The 18109-nt window shown below is 73.2% G+C and carries 16 protein-coding genes and 1 pseudogene; 11 read left to right on the top strand and 6 right to left on the bottom strand.

Annotation, left to right across the window (positions count from 1 at the left end; genetic code table 11):
- The first annotated feature begins 76 nt into the window (after nucleotides 1–76).
- Nucleotides 77–610, top strand: coding sequence for a hypothetical protein (locus ATL51_RS28585; protein WP_167409935.1), 534 nt, complete (start codon nucleotides 77–79; stop codon nucleotides 608–610).
- 79 nt (nucleotides 611–689) lie between these two features.
- Here ATL51_RS28585 and ATL51_RS29805 read toward each other — a convergent pair.
- The 3 genes and pseudogenes from ATL51_RS29805 to ATL51_RS03720 all read right to left on the bottom strand — a co-directional run.
- Nucleotides 690–773, bottom strand: a pseudogene (locus tag ATL51_RS29805) (hypothetical protein); the annotation flags it as partial.
- Between the two features lie 16 nt (nucleotides 774–789).
- Nucleotides 790–1017 (bottom strand): VOC family protein, encoded by a 228-nt coding sequence (locus ATL51_RS29240; protein ID WP_301548872.1) that lies wholly within the window; start codon nucleotides 1015–1017, stop codon nucleotides 790–792.
- Nucleotides 1014–1910, bottom strand: coding sequence for an EamA family transporter (locus tag ATL51_RS03720; RefSeq protein WP_100880456.1), 897 nt, complete (start codon nucleotides 1908–1910; stop codon nucleotides 1014–1016). The genes ATL51_RS29240 and ATL51_RS03720 overlap by 4 nt, the downstream gene beginning before the upstream one ends.
- A 72-nt stretch (nucleotides 1911–1982) precedes the next feature.
- Here ATL51_RS03720 and ATL51_RS03715 point away from each other — a divergent pair, with 72 nt between their 5' ends.
- Nucleotides 1983–2891 (top strand): LysR family transcriptional regulator, encoded by a 909-nt coding sequence (locus ATL51_RS03715; RefSeq protein WP_100877674.1) that lies wholly within the window; start codon nucleotides 1983–1985, stop codon nucleotides 2889–2891.
- On the opposite strand, the gene ATL51_RS03710 is transcribed toward ATL51_RS03715, so the two are convergent.
- Nucleotides 2875–4242 carry a C40 family peptidase gene (locus ATL51_RS03710; RefSeq protein ID WP_100877673.1) on the bottom strand — a complete coding sequence of 456 codons (1368 nt, stop codon included), beginning with the start codon at nucleotides 4240–4242 and terminating at the stop codon, nucleotides 2875–2877. The genes ATL51_RS03715 and ATL51_RS03710 overlap by 17 nt on opposite strands.
- 329 nt (nucleotides 4243–4571) lie before the next feature.
- Here ATL51_RS03710 and ATL51_RS03705 point away from each other — a divergent pair, with 329 nt between their 5' ends.
- Nucleotides 4572–7379: an aconitate hydratase gene (locus ATL51_RS03705; RefSeq protein ID WP_100877672.1), complete on the top strand. Its 2808-nt coding sequence runs from the start codon at nucleotides 4572–4574 to the stop codon at nucleotides 7377–7379.
- A gap of 77 nt (nucleotides 7380–7456) precedes the next feature.
- Here ATL51_RS03705 and ATL51_RS03700 read toward each other — a convergent pair whose 3' ends face one another.
- Nucleotides 7457–8206, bottom strand: a complete 750-nt coding sequence (locus tag ATL51_RS03700; RefSeq protein WP_100877671.1) for an IclR family transcriptional regulator — start codon at nucleotides 8204–8206, stop codon at nucleotides 7457–7459.
- A 118-nt stretch (nucleotides 8207–8324) separates the two neighbouring features.
- Between ATL51_RS03700 and ATL51_RS03695 the strand changes: the two genes are divergently transcribed.
- From ATL51_RS03695 to ATL51_RS03660, 8 genes are all read left to right on the top strand, one after another.
- On the top strand, nucleotides 8325–9608 hold the full coding sequence (locus ATL51_RS03695) for an SLC13 family permease (protein WP_100877670.1): 1284 nt from the start codon (nucleotides 8325–8327) through the stop codon (nucleotides 9606–9608).
- 25 nt (nucleotides 9609–9633) lie between these two features.
- Entirely contained in the window at nucleotides 9634–11025 is a 1392-nt protein-coding gene (locus tag ATL51_RS03690) for an acyl-CoA synthetase (RefSeq protein ID WP_100877669.1), read from the top strand.
- Nucleotides 11026–11058: 33 nt separating this feature from the next.
- A complete protein-coding gene (locus ATL51_RS03685; RefSeq protein WP_100877668.1) occupies nucleotides 11059–12453 on the top strand; it encodes a glutamate decarboxylase in 1395 nt (464 codons plus the stop codon).
- Complete coding sequence (locus tag ATL51_RS03680) at nucleotides 12450–13325, top strand: carbohydrate ABC transporter permease (RefSeq protein WP_100877667.1); 876 nt, start codon at nucleotides 12450–12452, stop codon at nucleotides 13323–13325. The genes ATL51_RS03685 and ATL51_RS03680 overlap by 4 nt, the downstream gene beginning before the upstream one ends.
- On the top strand, nucleotides 13322–14149 hold the full coding sequence (locus ATL51_RS03675; protein WP_100877666.1) for a carbohydrate ABC transporter permease: 828 nt from the start codon (nucleotides 13322–13324) through the stop codon (nucleotides 14147–14149). Before ATL51_RS03680 ends, ATL51_RS03675 begins: the two co-directional genes overlap by 4 nt.
- An 8-nt stretch (nucleotides 14150–14157) precedes the next feature.
- Nucleotides 14158–15456 carry an ABC transporter substrate-binding protein gene (locus tag ATL51_RS03670; RefSeq protein WP_100877665.1) on the top strand — a complete coding sequence of 433 codons (1299 nt, stop codon included), beginning with the start codon at nucleotides 14158–14160 and terminating at the stop codon, nucleotides 15454–15456.
- Between the two features lie 124 nt (nucleotides 15457–15580).
- The gene (locus ATL51_RS03665; protein ID WP_100877664.1) at nucleotides 15581–15967 is read left to right on the top strand and encodes a VOC family protein; all 387 of its coding nucleotides are present in this window, start codon (nucleotides 15581–15583) and stop codon (nucleotides 15965–15967) included.
- Complete coding sequence (locus ATL51_RS03660) at nucleotides 15960–16646, top strand: NUDIX hydrolase (protein WP_100877663.1); 687 nt, start codon at nucleotides 15960–15962, stop codon at nucleotides 16644–16646. Before ATL51_RS03665 ends, ATL51_RS03660 begins: the two co-directional genes overlap by 8 nt.
- A 23-nt stretch (nucleotides 16647–16669) precedes the next feature.
- Here the strand turns inward: ATL51_RS03660 and ATL51_RS03655 are convergent, their stop codons facing one another.
- Nucleotides 16670–17962, bottom strand: coding sequence for an HNH endonuclease signature motif containing protein (locus ATL51_RS03655; RefSeq protein WP_157818214.1), 1293 nt, complete (start codon nucleotides 17960–17962; stop codon nucleotides 16670–16672).
- Between the last annotated feature and the right edge of the window lie 147 nt (nucleotides 17963–18109).

Raw genomic sequence — 18109 nt, 5'->3', positions numbered from 1 at the left:
CGTCCCGGCATTCCGCACCTCACCACTCGGCTGGACGGCGGAGGCGCGCGACCCTCGCACGCGCGAGGATGACCCCGTGCCCCCTCTCGCCGTCCCGCTGCTCGCCGTCCTGGCGCTCCTCGCCCCGACGAGCGCGGCGAGCGGGACAAGCGCGGCGATCGGGACCACGATCCCGTCCACCCGGACCTCGTGCGTCCCCGACCCCCTCCGCTCCGCCCACGCGTTCACCGGCACCGTCGCCTCGACCTCCGCCGACGGCCGCGTCGCGCAGGTCCGCACCGACGACGGCCGCGACGTCCAGGTCGCCGGCTCCCCGAACCCACGGCCGAACACCGCGACCTCGGTCGACCGGTCGTACGCCACCGGGACCCGCTACGAGTTCCATCCGCTGAACCCTGCGGGCCCGCACGAGGACACCTTGTGCACCGCCACCCGCGAGGTCGCGGCCGCGCCCGCGGTACCGCCCGAGCCCCCGGCGACCACGGTGTCGGCGGGCGCGTTCGTGACCGCCCTCGTCGCGCTCGGGGTCGTCGTCCTGGTCGGGACCGCGGCGGCGTTCCTCGTCCCGAGCCGCCGTCGCCGCAACCGCCGACGGCGCCGGCGGGCCTGACCCACGGCCCGGAGAGCAGGTCCCACCGGTTCCCGGCGACGTCGCGGAACACCGCGACCGTGCCGTAGGTCTCCACCCGCGGCGGTCCCTCGAACTCCACCCCGAGCGCCACGAGCCGCTCGTACTCCGCGGCGGCGTCGTCGACCTCCAGGAAGTGCCCCACCCGCCCGGCGAACTGGTCACCGACGACGGCCCGCTGCCGGTCGCCGTCGGTGCGGGTCAGGAGCAGGCCGGTGTCGGCGCCGGGCGGACGCACCACGACGACGCACGACCCGGCGCTTCGCCGCCCCGGTCGCCGAGGTCGTCGCGGGCGAGTCATCGACCTGATCGAAGCCGGGCACGTCGACGAGGAAGGTGAGCGCGGCGTCGTGGTCGTCGACCACGAGCGTGGTGCAGCGCAGCCTCATGCCGCCACCGGTACCCGACGCCGGGCCGGCGCGGAGGCCACCAGCACTCCGCCGACGACCACCGCCCCGGCGACCAGCTCGGTCACCGACGGCCGCTCCCCCAGGAGCACCATCGCCAGGCTCATCCCGACCACCGGGACGAGCAGCGAGTGCGGCGCGACGAGCCCCGCCGGGTAGCGGCGCATCAGCCCGGTCCAGATCCCGGCGGCGAGCACGGTCGCCACCAGCGACAGGTACACGAGCGCGACCAGCCCGGCGACGCCGTCGGGGGTCACCATCGCGACGACGTCGCCCCAGGTGCCCGGACCCTCCACCACGGCCGAGGCGGCCAGCATCGGCACCGGCGGCACGACGGTCATCCACAGCGTCAGGTGCAGCGGGTCGACCGCCTCGCCGTCGCGCTGGGCCAGCCGGCTGCACAGGTTCCCGGCCGCCCAGCCGAGCGCGCCGAGCAGGGTCAGCACGACCGGCAGCAGCGCCGCGGACTGGGCTCGGGCGAGGGCGATGCACCCCAGCCCGAGCACGGCGACGCCGATCCCGGCCCACTGCCGCGGCGTCACCCTCTCGCGCAGCAGCAGCGCACCCAGCACGAGCGTGAACGGTCCCGACGCCTGCAGGACCAGGGACGCGAGCCCGGTCGGCATCCCGGCGTACATCCCCAGGAACAGGAAGAGGAACTGCACCGTGCCGAACCCGAGCCCGTAGCCGACGAGCCAGCGCAGCGGAACCCGCGGCCGCGGCACGAGGAGCACCGTCGGGACCGCCAGCACGAGCATCCGCAGCCCGGCCAGGAACAGCGGCTGGAAGTGCTCGAGCCCGACGTGGATGGCGATGAAGTTGGCGCCCCACAACACGGCGACGACGACGGCGAGCAGGCGGTCACGAACGGTCACGGCGTCCACGCTGCCGTCCCCAGACCGTGCAGACCAGCGACAACAACTGAAACGATGTTGTAGCTTTTCTGCATGGACGTGCGGCGGCTCCGGATCCTGCGCGAGCTCGCCGACCGCGGCTCGGTCACCGCCGTCGCCGCGGCGCTCAACTTCACCCCGTCCGCGGTGTCCCAGCAGCTCAAGGCACTGTCCCGGGAGGCGGGCCTGGAGCTGACCGCACCGGACGGGCGCGGGCTGCGGCTCACCGCGGCCGGGCGGGCCGTCGTCGACGGGGCGCAGGAGGTGCTCGACGCGCTGGGCCGGCTGGAGGAGACCACCGCGGGCCTGCGCGAGCAGCCGCTGGGCACGGTCCGGGTGGTGTTCTTCCCGTCGGCGGCCCGGCTGCTGCTGCCCGGGCTGCTGCGCCGGGCGTCGGCCCACCCCGGGCTGGCGCTGTCCTGCCGTGACCTCGACCTGCGCCCGGAGGACGTACCGGCCGCCGCGGCCGCCGCCGACGTCGTCGTCACCCACCACGACGAACGGCTCGACCCGCTGCGCACGGGCCGGCTCACCGTGCACCCGCTCCTGCGCGAGCCCCTCGACGTCGCCCTGCCCCCGGACCACCCGCTGGCCCACCGCGCCGAGGTGCACCTGTCCGACCTCGTCGACGCCGATTGGATCTCGGTCGCCGTCGGGTGGCCGGTCGACGACGTGCTCAACTCGCTCGCACTGGTCACCGGCACCGTGCCGCGGGTGGTGCAGCGGATCAACGACTTCTCGGTCACCGAGGAGCTCGTCGCCCACGGGCACGGCGTCGCGCTGCTGCCCCGCTACTCCACCGACCACCGCGACGGCGCCCGGCTCGCACTGCGCCCGCTCGCCGGGGTGCGGGCCGCCCGCCTGGTGCGGGCCGTGACCCGCGGTGCGGTGACCCGGCCCGCGGTGCGGCTGGTGCTCGACGAGCTGACCGGCGAGGCCGCGGCCGTCAGAGCAGCCGGGTGACCTTGTTCAGGCCGTCGTAGCGGACCGAGGTGACCCGCACACTCGCGCCCGAGTACGGGGCCTCGAGCATCTTCCCGTCGCCGAGGTAGATGGCGATGTGGTGGGTGCGGCCGCCGTCGGCCCAGGACAGCATGTCCCCGCGCCGCATGTCCGAGATCGGCACCAGCCGGCCGGCGTTCGCCTGGTTGCCGCTGTAGCGGGGCAGATCGACGCCGACCCCGGCGAAGGCGAACTGCATCAGCCCCGAGCAGTCGAAGCCGACCTTGCGGAAGTCGCCGTGGGCGTCGGCGACGCCGCCGTCGCGGATCCCGCGGGTCGGTCCGCGCGAGTTGCCGCCACCCCAGGCGTAGATGGTGCCGAGCTGGGCCATCGCCCGGTCGATCACGGTCTCGATCGCCGCCGACCCGGTGCGCCGCGGCGCGGGGCCGTCCGACGGCGCGGGCTCCTGCGCGACCCGCGACGCCGCCTCCTCCCGGGCCCGCCGGTCGGCCTCGGCCTGGAGCCGGGCCTGCTCGGCCCGCCAGGCCTCGTAGCGCTGACGCTGGGCGCGCAGCCCGGCGTCGGCGTTCTCGGCGGCGTCGAGCCGGGACTGCACGTCGGTGCGTTCGGTGTGCACGGCGTCGAGCCGGATCTGCTGGGCGTCGGCGGCCGCGACGGCCTCGTCGACGGCGGAGTCGGCCGCCGCGGAGGCCTGCTCGGCGTCGGCGCGGCGCCGGTCGGCCTCCTCCTGCGCCGCACGGGCGAGGGAGTCGGCGTTGGCCTGGGCGATACGGGCCTGCTGGAGCTGCTCCAGGACCGCGGCCTGGTCCTCGCTCAGCGCGTCGGTGAGCCGGGCCCGGTCCATCAGGTCCTGCGGGTCGGTCGCCCGCGAGAGCAGCCCGAGCGGACCCAGGTCGAGACCGTGGGTGTAGACGTCGCCGACGAAGGCGTCGATCCGGGTCCGGGCGTCGTCGACGGCGCGGCCCGCGGCCTCGGTCGCGGCGCGGGCGTCGGCGGCCCGGGCCGCGGCGGTCTCGGCCTCACGACCGGCGGCGTCGGCGGTGTCCCGGGCGGCGAGCGCCTCCTCGTTGCGCCCCGCGACCTGCATCTGCAGCTGCTCGGCCTGCGCGTCGAGCTCGGCGAGGCGGGCGGTGAGCCGGCCGACCTCGGCGGCCCGGTCCTGCACCGACTGGCGGCTGCGCTCCAGCTCGTCGTCGCCGGGGTTCGGCGGCGGCGGGGGCGGCGGCTGGGCCGGGAGCACCGCGGCGGCGGGCACGACGACGGTCGCGGCCGCGCCCATCCCGGGCGAGGCCAGCGCGACCGCGACGAGCACGGCCACCACGACGAGGGTCGCCGACGGCTGGCGCGTCACGGGGAGGTCCTTCCATGGGGCGGGCGGGATCGACGGGGAATCGACTGGGAACAGTGCCACTCGTGTCACCCGAACCCCGTGCGACACACCGGACCCGTCCACCGCACGGGGGACGCCACCCGCGCGACGGCGCCGCGACCCCGGCCACACCCGCCTCGCCAGGCTTATAGGACAGGCGTACTATTTGCGGTACGAGGGTCCGCGCTGCTGCCGGCACGGCGGTGCGCGAGACTCCGGCACGACGCAGGTGAGCACCCCCGGCCCGCGGGGCGGGGCGCGTTCACCGCACCGGACATAGCGACCGCCCACCACCACGGGAGGACCACCAAGTGGCCAGCACCGACAGCTTCGGCGCCCGAGGACAACTCGACGTCGGGGGCACCGGTTACGAGATCTTCCGGCTCTCCGCGGTGGAGGGCTCGAAGCGCCTGCCGTTCAGTCTGAAGGTCCTGCTCGAGAACCTGCTCCGCACCGAGGACGGTGCGAACGTCACGGCGGACCACATCACCGCCCTGGCGAACTGGGACCCGCAGGCCGACCCGGACACCGAGATCCAGTTCACCCCCGCCCGGGTGATCATGCAGGACTTCACCGGCGTGCCCTGCGTCGTCGACCTGGCGACCATGCGCGAGGCCGTGACCGAGATGGGCGGCGACCCGTCCAAGGTCAACCCGCTCGCGCCCGCCGAGCTGGTCATCGACCACTCGGTCATGATCGACTTCTTCGGCACCGCCGACGCGTTCGAGCGCAACATCGAGTTCGAGTACGGGCGCAACAAGGAGCGCTACCAGTTCCTGCGCTGGGGCCAGGGCGCCTTCGACGAGTTCAAGGTCGTCCCGCCCGGCACCGGCATCGTGCACCAGGTCAACATCGAGAACCTGGCGCGCGTGGTCATGCCCCGCAACGGTCAGGCCTACCCGGACACCCTGGTCGGCACCGACTCCCACACCACCATGGTCAACGGCCTGGGTGTGCTGGGCTGGGGCGTCGGCGGCATCGAGGCCGAGGCCGCGATGCTCGGCCAGCCGGTCTCGATGCTCATCCCCCAGGTGCTCGGCTTCAAGCTAACCGGCGAGATCCCGACCGGTGTGACCGCCACCGACGTGGTGCTCACGATCACCGAGATGCTGCGTCGCCAGGGCGTCGTCGGCAAGTTCGTCGAGTTCTACGGCGCCGGCGTCGGCGCGGTGCCGCTGGCCAACCGCGCCACCATCGGCAACATGAGCCCGGAGTTCGGCTCGACCGCGGCGATCTTCCCGATCGACGAGGAGACCGTCCGCTACCTGAAGCTGACCGGCCGCTCGGCCGAGCAGATCGCGCTGGTCGAGGCCTACGCCAAGGAGCAGGGTCTCTGGCACGACCCGGAGCACGAGCCGGTCTTCTCCGAGACCCTCGAGCTCGACCTCTCGACGGTCGTCCCGTCGATCGCCGGCCCGAAGCGCCCGCAGGACCGCATCGAGCTGACCGACGCCAAGCCGGCGTTCCGCAAGACCGTGCACGACTACACCGACGACGACGTGGCCCCGAGCCCGCTCGCCGGCGTCGACGAGTCGTCGAACGAGTCCTTCCCTGCCAGCGACGCCCCGGCGCTCTCCTTCGCCGACGACGACGCGGCGCCGGTCGTCATGTCGGCCGCGGACGGCTGCGAGGGCCGCCCGTCCAAGCCGGTCACCGTGAAGTCCGACTCGCGCGGTGAGTTCGTGCTCGACCACGGCGCCGTGGTGATCGCCTCGATCACCTCCTGCACCAACACCTCGAACCCCAGCGTCATGCTCGGCGCGGCGCTGCTGGCCAAGAACGCCGTCGAGAAGGGCCTGACCACCAGGCCGTGGGTCAAGACCTCGATGGCCCCGGGCAGCCAGGTCGTCACCGACTACTACGAGAAGGCCGGTCTCTGGCCCTACCTCGACAAGCTCGGCTACAACCTGGTCGGCTACGGCTGCACCACCTGCATCGGCAACTCCGGCCCGCTGCCCGAGGAGATCTCGGCCGCGGTCAACGACAACGACCTCACCGTCGTCTCGGTGCTCTCGGGCAACCGGAACTTCGAGGGCCGGATCAACCCCGACGTCAAGATGAACTACCTGGCGTCGCCGCCGCTGGTCATCGCCTACGCGCTGGCCGGGACGATGGACTTCGACTTCGAGAACCAGCCCCTGGGGCAGGACTCCGAGGGCAACGACGTCTTCCTGCGCGACATCTGGCCCTCGACCGAGGACATCAACGACGTCGTCGACTCCTCCATCACCTCGGAGATGTTCACCAAGAGCTACTCCGACGTGTTCCGCGGCGACGACCGCTGGCGCGCGCTGCCCACCCCCGAGGGCCGGACCTTCGAGTGGGACCAGCAGTCCACCTACGTCCGCAAGCCCCCGTACTTCGAGGGCATGAAGGGCGAGCCGGACCCGGTCACCGACATCTCCGGCGCCCGTGTGCTCGCGCTGCTCGGCGACTCGGTCACCACCGACCACATCTCGCCGGCCGGTGCGATCAAGCCGGGCACCCCGGCCGCGGAGTACCTGGACTCCCACGGCATCGAGAAGAAGGACTACAACTCCTTCGGTTCGCGGCGCGGCAACCACGAGGTGATGATCCGCGGCACGTTCGCGAACATCCGGCTGCGCAACCAGCTCCTCGACGACGTCTCGGGTGGCTACACCCGCGACTTCACCCAGGACGGGGCGCCGCAGTCGTTCATCTACGACGCCGCGCAGAACTACGCCGCGCAGGGCACCCCGCTGGTCGTGCTGGGCGGCAAGGAGTACGGCTCCGGCTCCTCGCGTGACTGGGCGGCCAAGGGCACCGCGCTGCTGGGCGTGCGCGCCGTCATCGTCGAGTCCTTCGAGCGGATCCACCGTTCGAACCTGATCGGCATGGGCGTCGTCCCGCTGCAGTTCCCGGACGGCGAGTCGGCGACGAGCCTCGGGCTCGACGGCACCGAGACCTTCGACATCGCCGGCATCACCGAGCTGAACGACGGGAAGACCCCGAAGTCGGTGCACGTGACCGCGACGAAGGACTCCGGCGAGACCGTCGAGTTCGACGCGAAGGTCCGCATCGACACCCCCGGTGAGGCGGACTACTACCGCAACGGCGGCATCCTGCAGTACGTCCTGCGGGGCATGCTGAAGAGCTGACGCGCACAGCACCCACCACCACACGGAGCCCGTCCTCTCACCGAGGGGGCGGGCTCCGTCGTTCCTGCGGGTCGTTCCTACGGGCGGGCCCCCAGGTCGCGGGAGATGCGCCGGGCGGCGTCGGCGGCGGCGCGGCCGTGGTCGTCGAAGACCTCCTCGGACATGCGCACCGTGGGGCCGGACACCGACAGCGCCCCGACCGGACGGCCGTCGGGACCGAGGACGGGGGCGCCGACCGCGGCGATGCCGTCGGAGAGCCCCTCGGGATTGACCGACCACCCGCGCTCGCGCACCTCGGCGATCCGGGCCCGCAGCAGGTCGGGGTCGACGACGGTGTGCCGGGTGGAGGGTTCCAGCGGGCCGGCGAGGTAGGAGTCGACCTCCGCCGGGGTGCAGGCGGCGAGGTAGGCCTGGCCGGTGGCCGAGGCGTGCAGCGGGATGCGGTGGCCCAACGGCAGGAACGCGCGCAGCCGGTGCGCGGTGTCGAGCCGTTCGAGCAGGACCAGCTCGCGGCCGTCCGGGGCGGCCAGGTGCACGGTCTCCCCCGTCGCGAGCTGCAGCTCGTGCAGCACCGGGACCGCCACCGCCCGCAGGCCGCCGGCGTCGCGGGCCTGGTTGCCGACGGCGAACGCACGGTAGGTGAGCCGCCAGCGTGCGGTGTCGTCGGTGACGCACCACCCGACCTCGGCGAGCGTGCGCAGGGTGCGCTGCACGGTGCTCTTGGGCAACGCGACCGCCCGGGCCAGGTCCGACAGCCCGACGGGCTGACGCTCCCCCACCGCCTCCAGGACGCGGACCGCGGTCACCACGCTGTTCGTCGGAGCCATCGTCGGTGTTGACCTTCCCCGTTCGGGCGACCTAGTGTCCGCTCCAGGCGGTCCACTGTGCGCACCACTGTGCCACTGGGTGGACCGATACGACAAGCGCGTACCAACGGGGGTAGGCATGGCGGTGCAGGTCATCACGCTGGTGGTGTTCGCGGCGGTCTTCGTGATCGCCGAGGTCCGCCGGTCCCACATCGGGATCGTCATGTTCGCGGCCGCCGCCGGCATGGGGCTGCTCGTCGCGGGCCTGCCGCTCGACGACATCGTCGCGGGCTTCCCGGTCGACATCCTGGTCCTGCTGGTCGGGGTGACCTTCTTCTTCGGGATCGCGAAGTCCAACGGCACCATCGGCCGGCTGGTGGACCGGGCGCTGGTCGTCGTCGGCGACCGGACCGCGGCGCTGCCGCTGACGTTCTTCCTGCTCACCGGTGTGGTGTCGGCGATGGGCTCGCCACTGGGCGGGCTGGTCATGGCGCCGATCGGGATGACGGTGGCGCACCGGCGCGGGATGGACCCGATGCTGATGGCGCTGGCGATCGGCACCGGGCTGTCGGCGGGCGGGTTCGCGCCGACGTCGCTGTTCGGGATCGTCACCTGGGGGACGGCGTCGGCGGCGGGCATCGCCCTCAACCCGCTGACCCTGTTCGCGGTCGCGATCATCGCGAACCTGGTGCTGCTGGGCGCGTCCTACCTGATGTTCTCCGCCCGCAGCCGCGTCCCGGTCACGACGGGCGGCGGCGCCGGGCCCGAGGTGCCCGGTGACGAGGAGCCCCCGGCCCGCGAGCCGTTCCGCGTGACGCACTGGATCACCGTCGTCGCGATGCTCGGCCTGGTCGCGGCGGTCGTCGTGCTGGCGGTGCTCGGCGCCGAGCCCGACGTCGGGGTGCTGGCCTTCGCCTTCGGCGCGGCGCTCACCCTGATCGACCCGGACAGCGGCCGCGGCGCCCTGAAGGAGATCGACTGGTCCACCGTCCTGCTGGTCGGCGGGATCATCACCTACGTCGGTGTGCTGCAGGAGATCGGCTCGGTCGACCTGCTGGGTGACCTCGCCGCGAGCCTCACCGTCCCGCTGCTCGCCGCCCTGGTGGTCTGCGCGGTGTGCGGGCTGGTGTCGGCGTTCGCGTCGACCACCGGCATCCTCGCCGCACTGGTGCCGCTGGCGATCCCGCTGGTCCAGCAGGGCGGGATCCCGGGCTGGGCGCTGATCTGCGCGCTGGGGGTCTGCTCGTCCATCGTGGACGTGTCACCCTTCTCGACGGTGGGTGCGACGCTGGTCGCCACCACCGTCGACGAGCAGGAACGTCCCCGCATGACCGCGCTGCTGACCCGCTGGGGCCTGTCCATGGTCGTCATCGGCCCGATCGCGCTGGTGGGAGCCCTCGTGCTGCCCGCCATGGCGGTCTGACCCCGTCACCACCAGGAGAACGACGTTGTTCCTCACCTCGCTCACCGACAGCCACGACCTCGACCGCGCCGTCACCGTCGGCGACGACGTGCTCTCGCGCGCCGAGCTCCTCGACCGGGCGGGCCGGTTCGCCGCCGGCATCCCCGGCGACGGCCCGGTCGCCGTGCACGCGACCGCCTCGATCGACACCGTCGTCGCCGTCACCGGCGCGATCCTCGCCGGCGTGCCGGTCGTGCCCGTGCCGCCGGATTCCGGGCCCGCCGAGCGCGGCCACGTCCTCACCGACTCCGGCGCCACCGCCTGGGCCGGGGAACGCCCCGACGACGTCGACCTCCCCGTGGTCCTACCGGGGGCGCAGCCGATCGGCCCGCGCCCGGTCGACCCCGCCGCCACCGCGATGCTGCTCTACACCTCCGGCACCACCGGACGCCCCAAGGGCGCCCAGCTCTCCGGCGCCGCGATCGCCGCCGGCCTCGACGCCCTCTACGAGGTCTGGGACTGGACCCCCGACGACACCGTCGCCCACGGCCTGCCCCTGTTCCACGTCCACGGCCTGATCCTCGGCGTCCTCGGATCACTGCGCCGCGGCTCCCGCGTCGTGCACACCGTGAAGCCGCAGCCCGCCCGCTACGCCGCGGTCGGGGCGTCGATGTACTTCGGGGTGCCGACGGTGTGGAACCGCATCGTCGACGAACCCGACGCCGCCCGCGCCCTGTCCCGCGCCCGGCTGCTGGTGTCGGGCAGCGCGCCCCTGCCCGCATCGCTGTTCGACCGGATCGCCGCGCTCACCGGGCAGGCGCCGGTGGAGCGCTACGGCATGACCGAAACCATGATCACCCTGTCCGCGCACGCCTCCGGAGAACGCCGCGCCGGCTGGGTCGGACTCCCCGTCCCCGGCGCCGAGACCCGCCTGCTCCCCGCCACCGACGACCCGACCGACGCCGACACCGTCCCCGACGACGGCGAGACCGTCGGCCGCCTGCAGGTCCGCGGCCCCATGCTGTTCGACGGCTACCTGAACCGCCCGGACGCGAACGACGAGTGCTGGGCCGGCGAGGGCTGGTTCCGCACCGGTGACCTCGCCGTCCGCGACGCGGGCGGGTTCCACCGCATCGTCGGCCGCGAGTCCACCGACCTCATCAAGTCCGGCGGCTACCGCATCGGGTCCGGCGAGATCGAGGCCGTCCTGCTCGACCACCCCGCCGTGTCCGAGGTCGCCGTCGTCGGCGTCCCCGACCCCGACCTCGGCCAGAGGATCGTCGCCTACGTCGTCGGCGACGGCCACGACGCCCAGGTCCTCATCGACCACGTCGCCGGGCAGCTGTCCTGGCACAAGCGGCCGCGCGAGGTCGTGTTCCTCGACGGCCTGCCCCGCAACCCGATGGGCAAGGTCCAGAAGAAGCTGCTGGGAACCTGAGCGGACCGGGCCGTCCGGTTCTAGGTTCGGATCATGCCCGGTGCGCACTCACCCTCGGAGGACCGCGGCGACGACCGCGCGGTCCCGGTCAACCCGGTCTTCGCCGCGGAGCCCGTCGACATCCCCCGCTTCCGCATCCCCGACACGGGGATGCACCCGGAGATCGCCTACCAGGTGGTGCACGACGAGCTGATGCTCGACGGGAACGCCCGGCTGAACCTGGCCACGTTCGTCACGACGTGGGCGGAGCCCCAGGCCGAGCGGCTGATGGCCGAGTCCTTCGACAAGAACATGATCGACAAGGACGAGTACCCGCGGACCGCGGACCTGGAGCAGCGGTGCGTGCGGATGCTCGCCGACCTGTGGCACGCCCCCGACCCGGGCCGCGCGATCGGTTGCTCGACGACGGGCTCGTCGGAGGCCTGCATGCTCGGCGGGCTGGCGCTCAAGCGGCGCTGGCAGCACCGGCGGAGGGCGGCGGGTCTCCCGACGGACCGCCCGAACATCGTGATGGGCGTGAACGTCCAGATCTGCTGGGACAAGTTCGCGAACTACTGGGACGTGGAGCCGCGGCTGGTCCCGATGGAGGGCGACCGGCTGCACCTGGGCGTCGAGGAGGCCGTCGCACTGTGCGACGAGAACACCATCGGCGTCGTCGCGATCCTGGGATCCACCTTCGACGGCAGCTACGAGCCGGTCGCGCAGCTGTGCGCAGCGCTCGACGACCTGCAGTCCCGCACCGGGCTGGACGTGCCGGTGCACGTCGACGGTGCGTCCGGGGCGATGGTCGCGCCGTTCTGCGACCCCGACCTGGAGTGGGACTTCCGGCTGCCACGGGTGGCGTCGATCAACACCTCCGGCCACAAGTACGGCCTGGTGCACCCGGGCGTCGGGTGGGCGGTGTGGCGCGACACCGACGCGCTGCCCGAGGACCTGGTGTTCCGGGTGAACTACCTCGGCGGTGACATGCCGACGTTCGCGCTGAACTTCTCCCGCCCCGGCGGCCAGGTGATCGCCCAGTACTACAACTTCCTGCGGCTGGGGCACGAGGGCTACGCCCGGGTGCAGGGCACCTGCCGGGAGATCGCGACCGGGCTGGCCCGGCGGATCGAGGCGACGGGCGCGTTCCGGCTGCTCACCGACGGCTCGCAGCTGCCGGTGTTCGCGTTCACCGTCGCCGACGGCGAGCCGTTCTCGGTGTTCGACGTGTCGGCGGGTCTGCGCGAGACGGGATGGCTGGTCCCGGCGTACACGTTCCCGGAGAACCGGGAGGACCTGGCGGCGCTGCGGATCGTGGTCCGCAACGGGTTCAGCCACGACCTGGCCGCGCTGCTGCTCGACGACCTGGCGCGGCTGCTGGAGCGGCTGCGCCGCCAGGCCGGTCCCGTCCGCGGGAGCGAGGCCGCGGGCTTCGCCCACGGGACGTGAGCCGGTCCCGGCGGGACACCCGCACCGCGTACCTGCTGCTGGCCCCCAGCCTGGTGGGCGTGGTGCTGTTCCTGCTGCTCCCGGTGCTGATCGTGCTGGGGCTGGCGCTGTTCCGGTGGGATCTGGTCGGGCCGCGGACCTTCGTCGGGCTGGACAACGTCGCCGCGGTCGCCGCGGACGGCCGGTTCGCGCGGTCCCTGCTGGTGACGGCGTTCTTCGTACTCATCGTCATCCCGGTGCAGACCGTGCTCGGACTGGCGGCGGCGCTGCTGCTGGACCGCGGGCTGCCCGGGACGACGGTGTTCCGGGTGGTCTTCGTCCTGCCGTGGATCTGCGCGCCGCTGGTGCTGGGCGTGGTGTGGCGGTGGATCCTGTCCCCCACCGACGGCGCGCTCAACGCGCTGCTCGGGATCCGCGTCGAGTGGCTGGCCGACCCGGCGCTGGCGCTGCCGTCGGTCGCCGCGGTGACCGCCTGGACCCAGGTCGGCTACGTCGCCCTGTTCTTCCTGGCCGGGCTGCGCGCCATCCCGGACACGATCGTGGAGGCGGCCCGGCTCGACGGGGCCTCGGCGTGGCAGCTGCTCTGGCGGATCCGGCTGCCGCTGCTGCGCCCGACACTGTTCTTCGTGCTGGTCACCGGGGTGATCTCCAGCTTCCAGGTGTTCGACTCGGTGTACGCCCTCACGCCGAACGGCGGCCCGCAGGGTGTCACCGACGTCGTCGCGGGGCGGATCTACTACGAGGCGTTCGAGAACCGCGCGGTCGGGCAGGCCGCGGTGATGGCGGTGGTGTTGTTCGTGATCCTGGTGGTGGTGACCATGGCCCAGCAGCGGTGGTTCAGCCGTCGCACGACCTACGAGCTCGACACGTGAGGCGGGACAGGCTCGTCGACGCGGCCGTGCTGGTCGCGCTGCTGGTGGGCGCGGCGGCGACGCTGGCGCCGTTCGTGCTGAGCGTGACGACGGCGCTGAAGACGACCCGGCAGTTCGCGTCGACGCCGGTGCTGTCACCGCCGGCCCCGCCGACGGTGGAGAACATCGTGACCCTGTTCGGCCGGGACTACGACTTCGTGACCCCGATCGCGGTGACCGCCCAGGTGGTGGTCGTCGTCCTGGTGGGGCAGCTGCTGTTCTCGGTGCTGGCGGCGTACGCGTTCGCGCGGCTGGAGTTCCCCGGCCGGGACGCGCTGTTCTGGGTGTACCTGGGGACGCTGATGGTGCCGCAGGCGGTGACGGTGATCCCGCTGTACCTGATGATGACCGAGGTGGGGCTGCGGAACACGTTCTGGGCGCTGGTGCTGCCCTACGTGCTCGGGTCGCCGTTCGCGATCTTCCTGTTGCGTGAGCACTTCCGGACCATCCCGCAGGACCTGATCGACGCCGCCCGGCTCGACGGCGCCGGGACGGTCGGGATCCTGCGGCACGTCGTGGTGCCGGTGAGCCGGCCGATCCTCACGACGCTGGCGGTGATCACCGTGGTGACGCACTGGAACAACTTCCTGTGGCCGCTGGTCATCACCTCCGGCCGGACCTGGCAGGTGATGACCGTCGCGACCGCGGGCCTGCAGACGCAGTACAACGGGAACTGGCCGGTCGTCATGGCCGCGACGACGGTCGCGATCGTCCCGCTGATCGTGCTGTTCCTGGTGTTCCAGCGCAGCGTGGTCCGCTCGATCACGATCACGGGGTTCCGGTGAGACGGCGGATGGGCGCCGCCCTGGCGCTGGTCGGGGTGCTGCTGCTGGCGGCGTGCTCACCGGCGTCCCGTTTCGACGACGACGCCGACGGCGTGACCACGGTGACGCTGCGGCTGTGGGACACCCAGGTCGCAGCGGCCTACGAGCGCTCGTTCGCCGCGTTCTCGCGGGCCAACCCGGACATCCGGGTCGAGCTCGTGCAGGTTCCGTTCTCGGACTACTTCACCTCGCTGCCGCTGGACGTCGCGTCCGGCACCGCGACCGACATCTACTGGGTCAACTCCTCGAACTTCGGGGCGTTCGCCGACGCCGGGAAGCTGATCGACGTCGGTGCCGCGCTCGCCGACCAGCGCGCCGGCTGGGTGGACGCCGCCGCCGAGCAGTACACCCGCGGCGGGACCCTGTGGGGCGTCCCGGTGGTGACCGACGGGCGGATCGCCGTGTTCTACAACAAGGACCTCGTCCGCGCGGCGGGCGTCGACCCGGCCGCACTGCGCTGGGACCCCACCGACCCGGCCCGTGACACCCTGCTCCCCGCGGCCCGGAAGCTGACCCGTGACGCCGCCGGGCGCAGCGCCGGCACGCCCGGATTCGACCCGGGCACCGTGCGCCAGTACGGCTTCAACGCCGCCCGGGACCTGCAGGCGATCTACGTCGACTTCCTCGGCTCGGCAGGCGGGCGGCTCCAGGCGCCCGACGAGACCTTCGACATCGCGACACCCGCGGGCGAAGAGGCATTCGGCTACCTGGTGAACATGATCAACACCGAGCGGGTGGCGCCGTCCGCGGCGGACACGAACCAGAACCCGGACTTCAGCCGCGACCAGTTCCTGCAGGGGCGGATGGCGCTGTTCCAGAGCGGCACCTACAACCTCGCCAACATCGCCGAGGGCGCCACGTTCGAGTGGGGCGTCGCCCCCATGGTCGAGGGCCCGCGGGGCCGGGTCAGCGTGGTGTCGAGCATCGTCGCCGCCGGCAACGCCGACAGTCCGAAGCGTCCGGAGATCCTGCGGGTGCTGCGCTGGCTGGGCTCGCCCGAGGGCGCCGCCCCGGTCGGCGACAGCGGCGCCGGACTGCCCGCGGTCACCCCGGCCCAGCGGGGCTGGTTCGACTACTGGGCCCGGCGCGGCGTCGACACCCGGGAGTTCGTCGCGGACGGCCCGACGACCCCGGCCCCGTCCGGCCCGAAGGTGGGCGCGGCGACGACGGCGATGGAGCCCGCGCTCGACGAGTTGTTCGCCGGACGGGTCGCGGTCGGCCCGGGGCTGCGGGCGGCGCAGGACATCGGCAACGCGGCCCTGCGCTGATAACCTCCGCGGTGCGCCCCCGATGGGCCCAGCCGGAAGGAGTTCTCCCCAGTCCCGCACGGGCCCGCGGGCGCAGCTCCTTCCGCAGGTCGTTCGCGTGGTCCCCGCTCGTCAGGAGACCCGTATGACCTGCACGTTCAACCACACGATCATCGCCGCCCGGGACCGGGTGGCCTCCGCCGCGTTCTACCGGCACGTCCTGGAGGCGGCGCAGGCGCCGTCCTGGGGGCCGTTCACCAACATCGCCCTCGACGGCGGTGTCCTCGTCCAGTTCGCCGACCTGCCGCTCCACGTGGTGCCGGAGATCCAGCCGCAGCACTACGCGTTCCTCGTCGACGACGCGTTGTTCGACCGCGCGTACGCCCGGCTCGTCGAGGACGGGACGGAGCACTGGGCCGACCCCCAGCGCACCCGTCCCGGCGAGATCAACCACGGCCACGGCGGTCGCGGGGTGTACTTCCTCGACCCGGCCGGTCACTATCTCGAGATGATCACCCGGCCGTATGTGTGACGTCGCCGCGGCCCGCCGGTGGCTCGCCGCGGCCCGGCCCGATCCCGGCCGGGCCCCCGACTGGATGGGGCCGCTGCTGCGCGGGCTGGAGCACGCCGGGCCGCGCGACATCAGCGCGAACGACCTGCCCCCCGACCACGTCGGGCCCCGGCAGTCGGCCGTTCTGGTACTGCTCGGCCAGGGCCCGGACGGCCCGGAGGTCGTGCTGCAGCGGCGGGCCCGACGACTGCGCCACCACTCCGGGGAGATCTCCTTCCCCGGGGGCCGCGCGGACCCGGGCGACACCGACCCGGCCGCGACGGCGCTGCGGGAGGCTACCGAGGAGACCGGGCTGGACCCGTCCGGTGTGGACGTCGTCGCGATGCTGCCGCGTCTGATCCTGCTGACCGGGTTCCACGTGACCGCAGTGCTCGGGCACTGGCGGACGCCGACCCGGCTGCACGCGGTCGACCCGGCCGAGACCGAGGCGGTGCTGCACGTGCCGCCGGCGGTGCTGGCCGACCCGGCGCACCGGTTCCGGCTCCGGGCCGGCGGCGGGGCCTGGCGGGGCCCCGGATTCCGGGTGGGCGGCGACGTGGTGTGGGGGTTCACCGGCGACGTCGTCGACGCGGTGCTGCGCCTGGGCGGGTGGGAGCGGCCGTGGCCGTCCGGCCCGGAGCTGGAGTGGGAGTCGCTGTGACCGCGGCGGCCCGCGTAGGCCACTCACGACGAGGCCAGGACGGCGTCGAGCAGCACCGGAGCACTGTGCCGAGGGCTTCGTGGGACGGGCAGGTCGGGCCGGTGGAGCGGGTTGCGCCGGGGCCCGCCCGGCACCCAGGGTGGTGGATGGAACTCCGGGAACCCGCCGTCGATCTCGACCGCCCAGTCCCCGATGTGGATCATGCGATGGTGGTGCGGACACAGCAGCACCAGGTTCGTGAGGTCGGTGCACCCACCGTGGGCCCAGTGCACGACGTGGTGGGCCACGCACCACTGCGGCGGCGCCTCGCACCCCGGGAACGCGCACCCGCCGTCGCGCTGGGCCAGCGCCCGACGCTGCGCCCGGTTCGCCAGCCGCTGCTCGCGCCCGACGAACAGCGGCTCCCCCGTCGACGCCAGCACGATCGGCACCGCCCGCGCATCGCACGCCAACCGCAACGCATCCTCCGCAGCGATCGCCGCGGACGACCCACCCGCACCGAAACCCAGCAACCCGGCCCCGGCACCCGAGGTCAGGGTTTCCAACGGCACCGTCACGGTCAGCGCTACCGGCTGCCCGTTCTCGACTCCGAGATTCCCGACCGCCAGCAACCGACGGGCCAGCTCGACCAGCCCGTCCCCGTTGCGCTCGGCCGTGGAGCGTTCGTCCCGCGCCTGCCCGGCACCCTCGGGTGCAGCCGGGGCGGTGAGCGGGGACAACGCGCTGCGCAGGACCGCGGCGGACTCGGTGTCCAGCCAGCCCCGCGCCTCGAACCCCGCCCCCTGCGGCCGCAACGTGAACCGGTTCCGGGTCGGCTTCGGTTCCCGCGGGCGCGGCCCGTCGGGATCGAGCAGCGCAATGGCCCGCCGGCCCAGCGTGTCCACCGCGTCGGGATCCAGGGTCCCGGCGTGGGCGACGAGGTCGGCCTCCAGCACCGGCCGGTGCTCGCCGAGATGCGGGGGCAGCGAGGCGAGCACCCGGATGATCACGCGCACGTGCTCGGGGGTCACCGCGCCCTGCTCGAACGCCTCCGCCAGCACCGGCAGCTCGGGGTCGACCTGGTCACCGGTGATCAGGAACAGCGGCGAGAGCTTCCGGGCGGCGTCGACCCGGGCACGGGCGGTGGACGCCCCGACGTTCTGCACCGTGCGCAGCAGGTCCGCGGTGTCCCGGAACCCCTTCGCCCCGGCCAGACCGCGGGTGGCGACCTCGGCGACGAGGGCGACCAGGGACGCGGACTCGCGGTTGATCCGTTCCTGGACGGCCGCGACCGCGACGAGAAGGTCCTCGTCGTCGGTCTTCCAGAGCTCGTCCACGCATCTGATTCTACTCGACCATGCGTTCGATGAGTGCCGGTTGAGCTGCGCGGACGGTGTACGGCGACGAGCGGCTCGGTGGTCAGCCCACGTCGGGTGCGTAGCTCGCCACGACCCATCCGCGCTCGTAGTCCATGTCCCACTCCA

Source organism: Pseudonocardia alni, assembly GCF_002813375.1.
Classification (GTDB): Bacteria; Actinomycetota; Actinomycetes; order Mycobacteriales; family Pseudonocardiaceae; genus Pseudonocardia; species Pseudonocardia alni.
Note: the sequence above shows the minus strand (reverse complement) of the source record. Positions and strands in the feature narration are given on the sequence as shown.

What these genes read in the sequence shown, in the direction of transcription:
- ATL51_RS03700 (WP_100877671.1), bottom strand. Translation starts at nt 8,206, where the DNA reads ATGGCTCCGACGAACAGCGTGGTGACCGCGGTCCGCGTCCTGGAGGCG.
- ATL51_RS29240 (WP_301548872.1), bottom strand. Translation starts at nt 1,017, where the DNA reads ATGAGGCTGCGCTGCACCACGCTCGTGGTCGACGACCACGACGCCGCG.
- ATL51_RS03715 (WP_100877674.1), top strand. Translation starts at nt 1,983, where the DNA reads ATGGACGTGCGGCGGCTCCGGATCCTGCGCGAGCTCGCCGACCGCGGC.
- ATL51_RS03665 (WP_100877664.1), top strand. Translation starts at nt 15,581, where the DNA reads ATGACCTGCACGTTCAACCACACGATCATCGCCGCCCGGGACCGGGTG.
- ATL51_RS03695 (WP_100877670.1), top strand. Translation starts at nt 8,325, where the DNA reads ATGGCGGTGCAGGTCATCACGCTGGTGGTGTTCGCGGCGGTCTTCGTG.
- ATL51_RS03685 (WP_100877668.1), top strand. Translation starts at nt 11,059, where the DNA reads ATGCCCGGTGCGCACTCACCCTCGGAGGACCGCGGCGACGACCGCGCG.
- ATL51_RS03670 (WP_100877665.1), top strand. Translation starts at nt 14,158, where the DNA reads ATGGGCGCCGCCCTGGCGCTGGTCGGGGTGCTGCTGCTGGCGGCGTGC.
- ATL51_RS03660 (WP_100877663.1), top strand. Translation starts at nt 15,960, where the DNA reads ATGTGTGACGTCGCCGCGGCCCGCCGGTGGCTCGCCGCGGCCCGGCCC.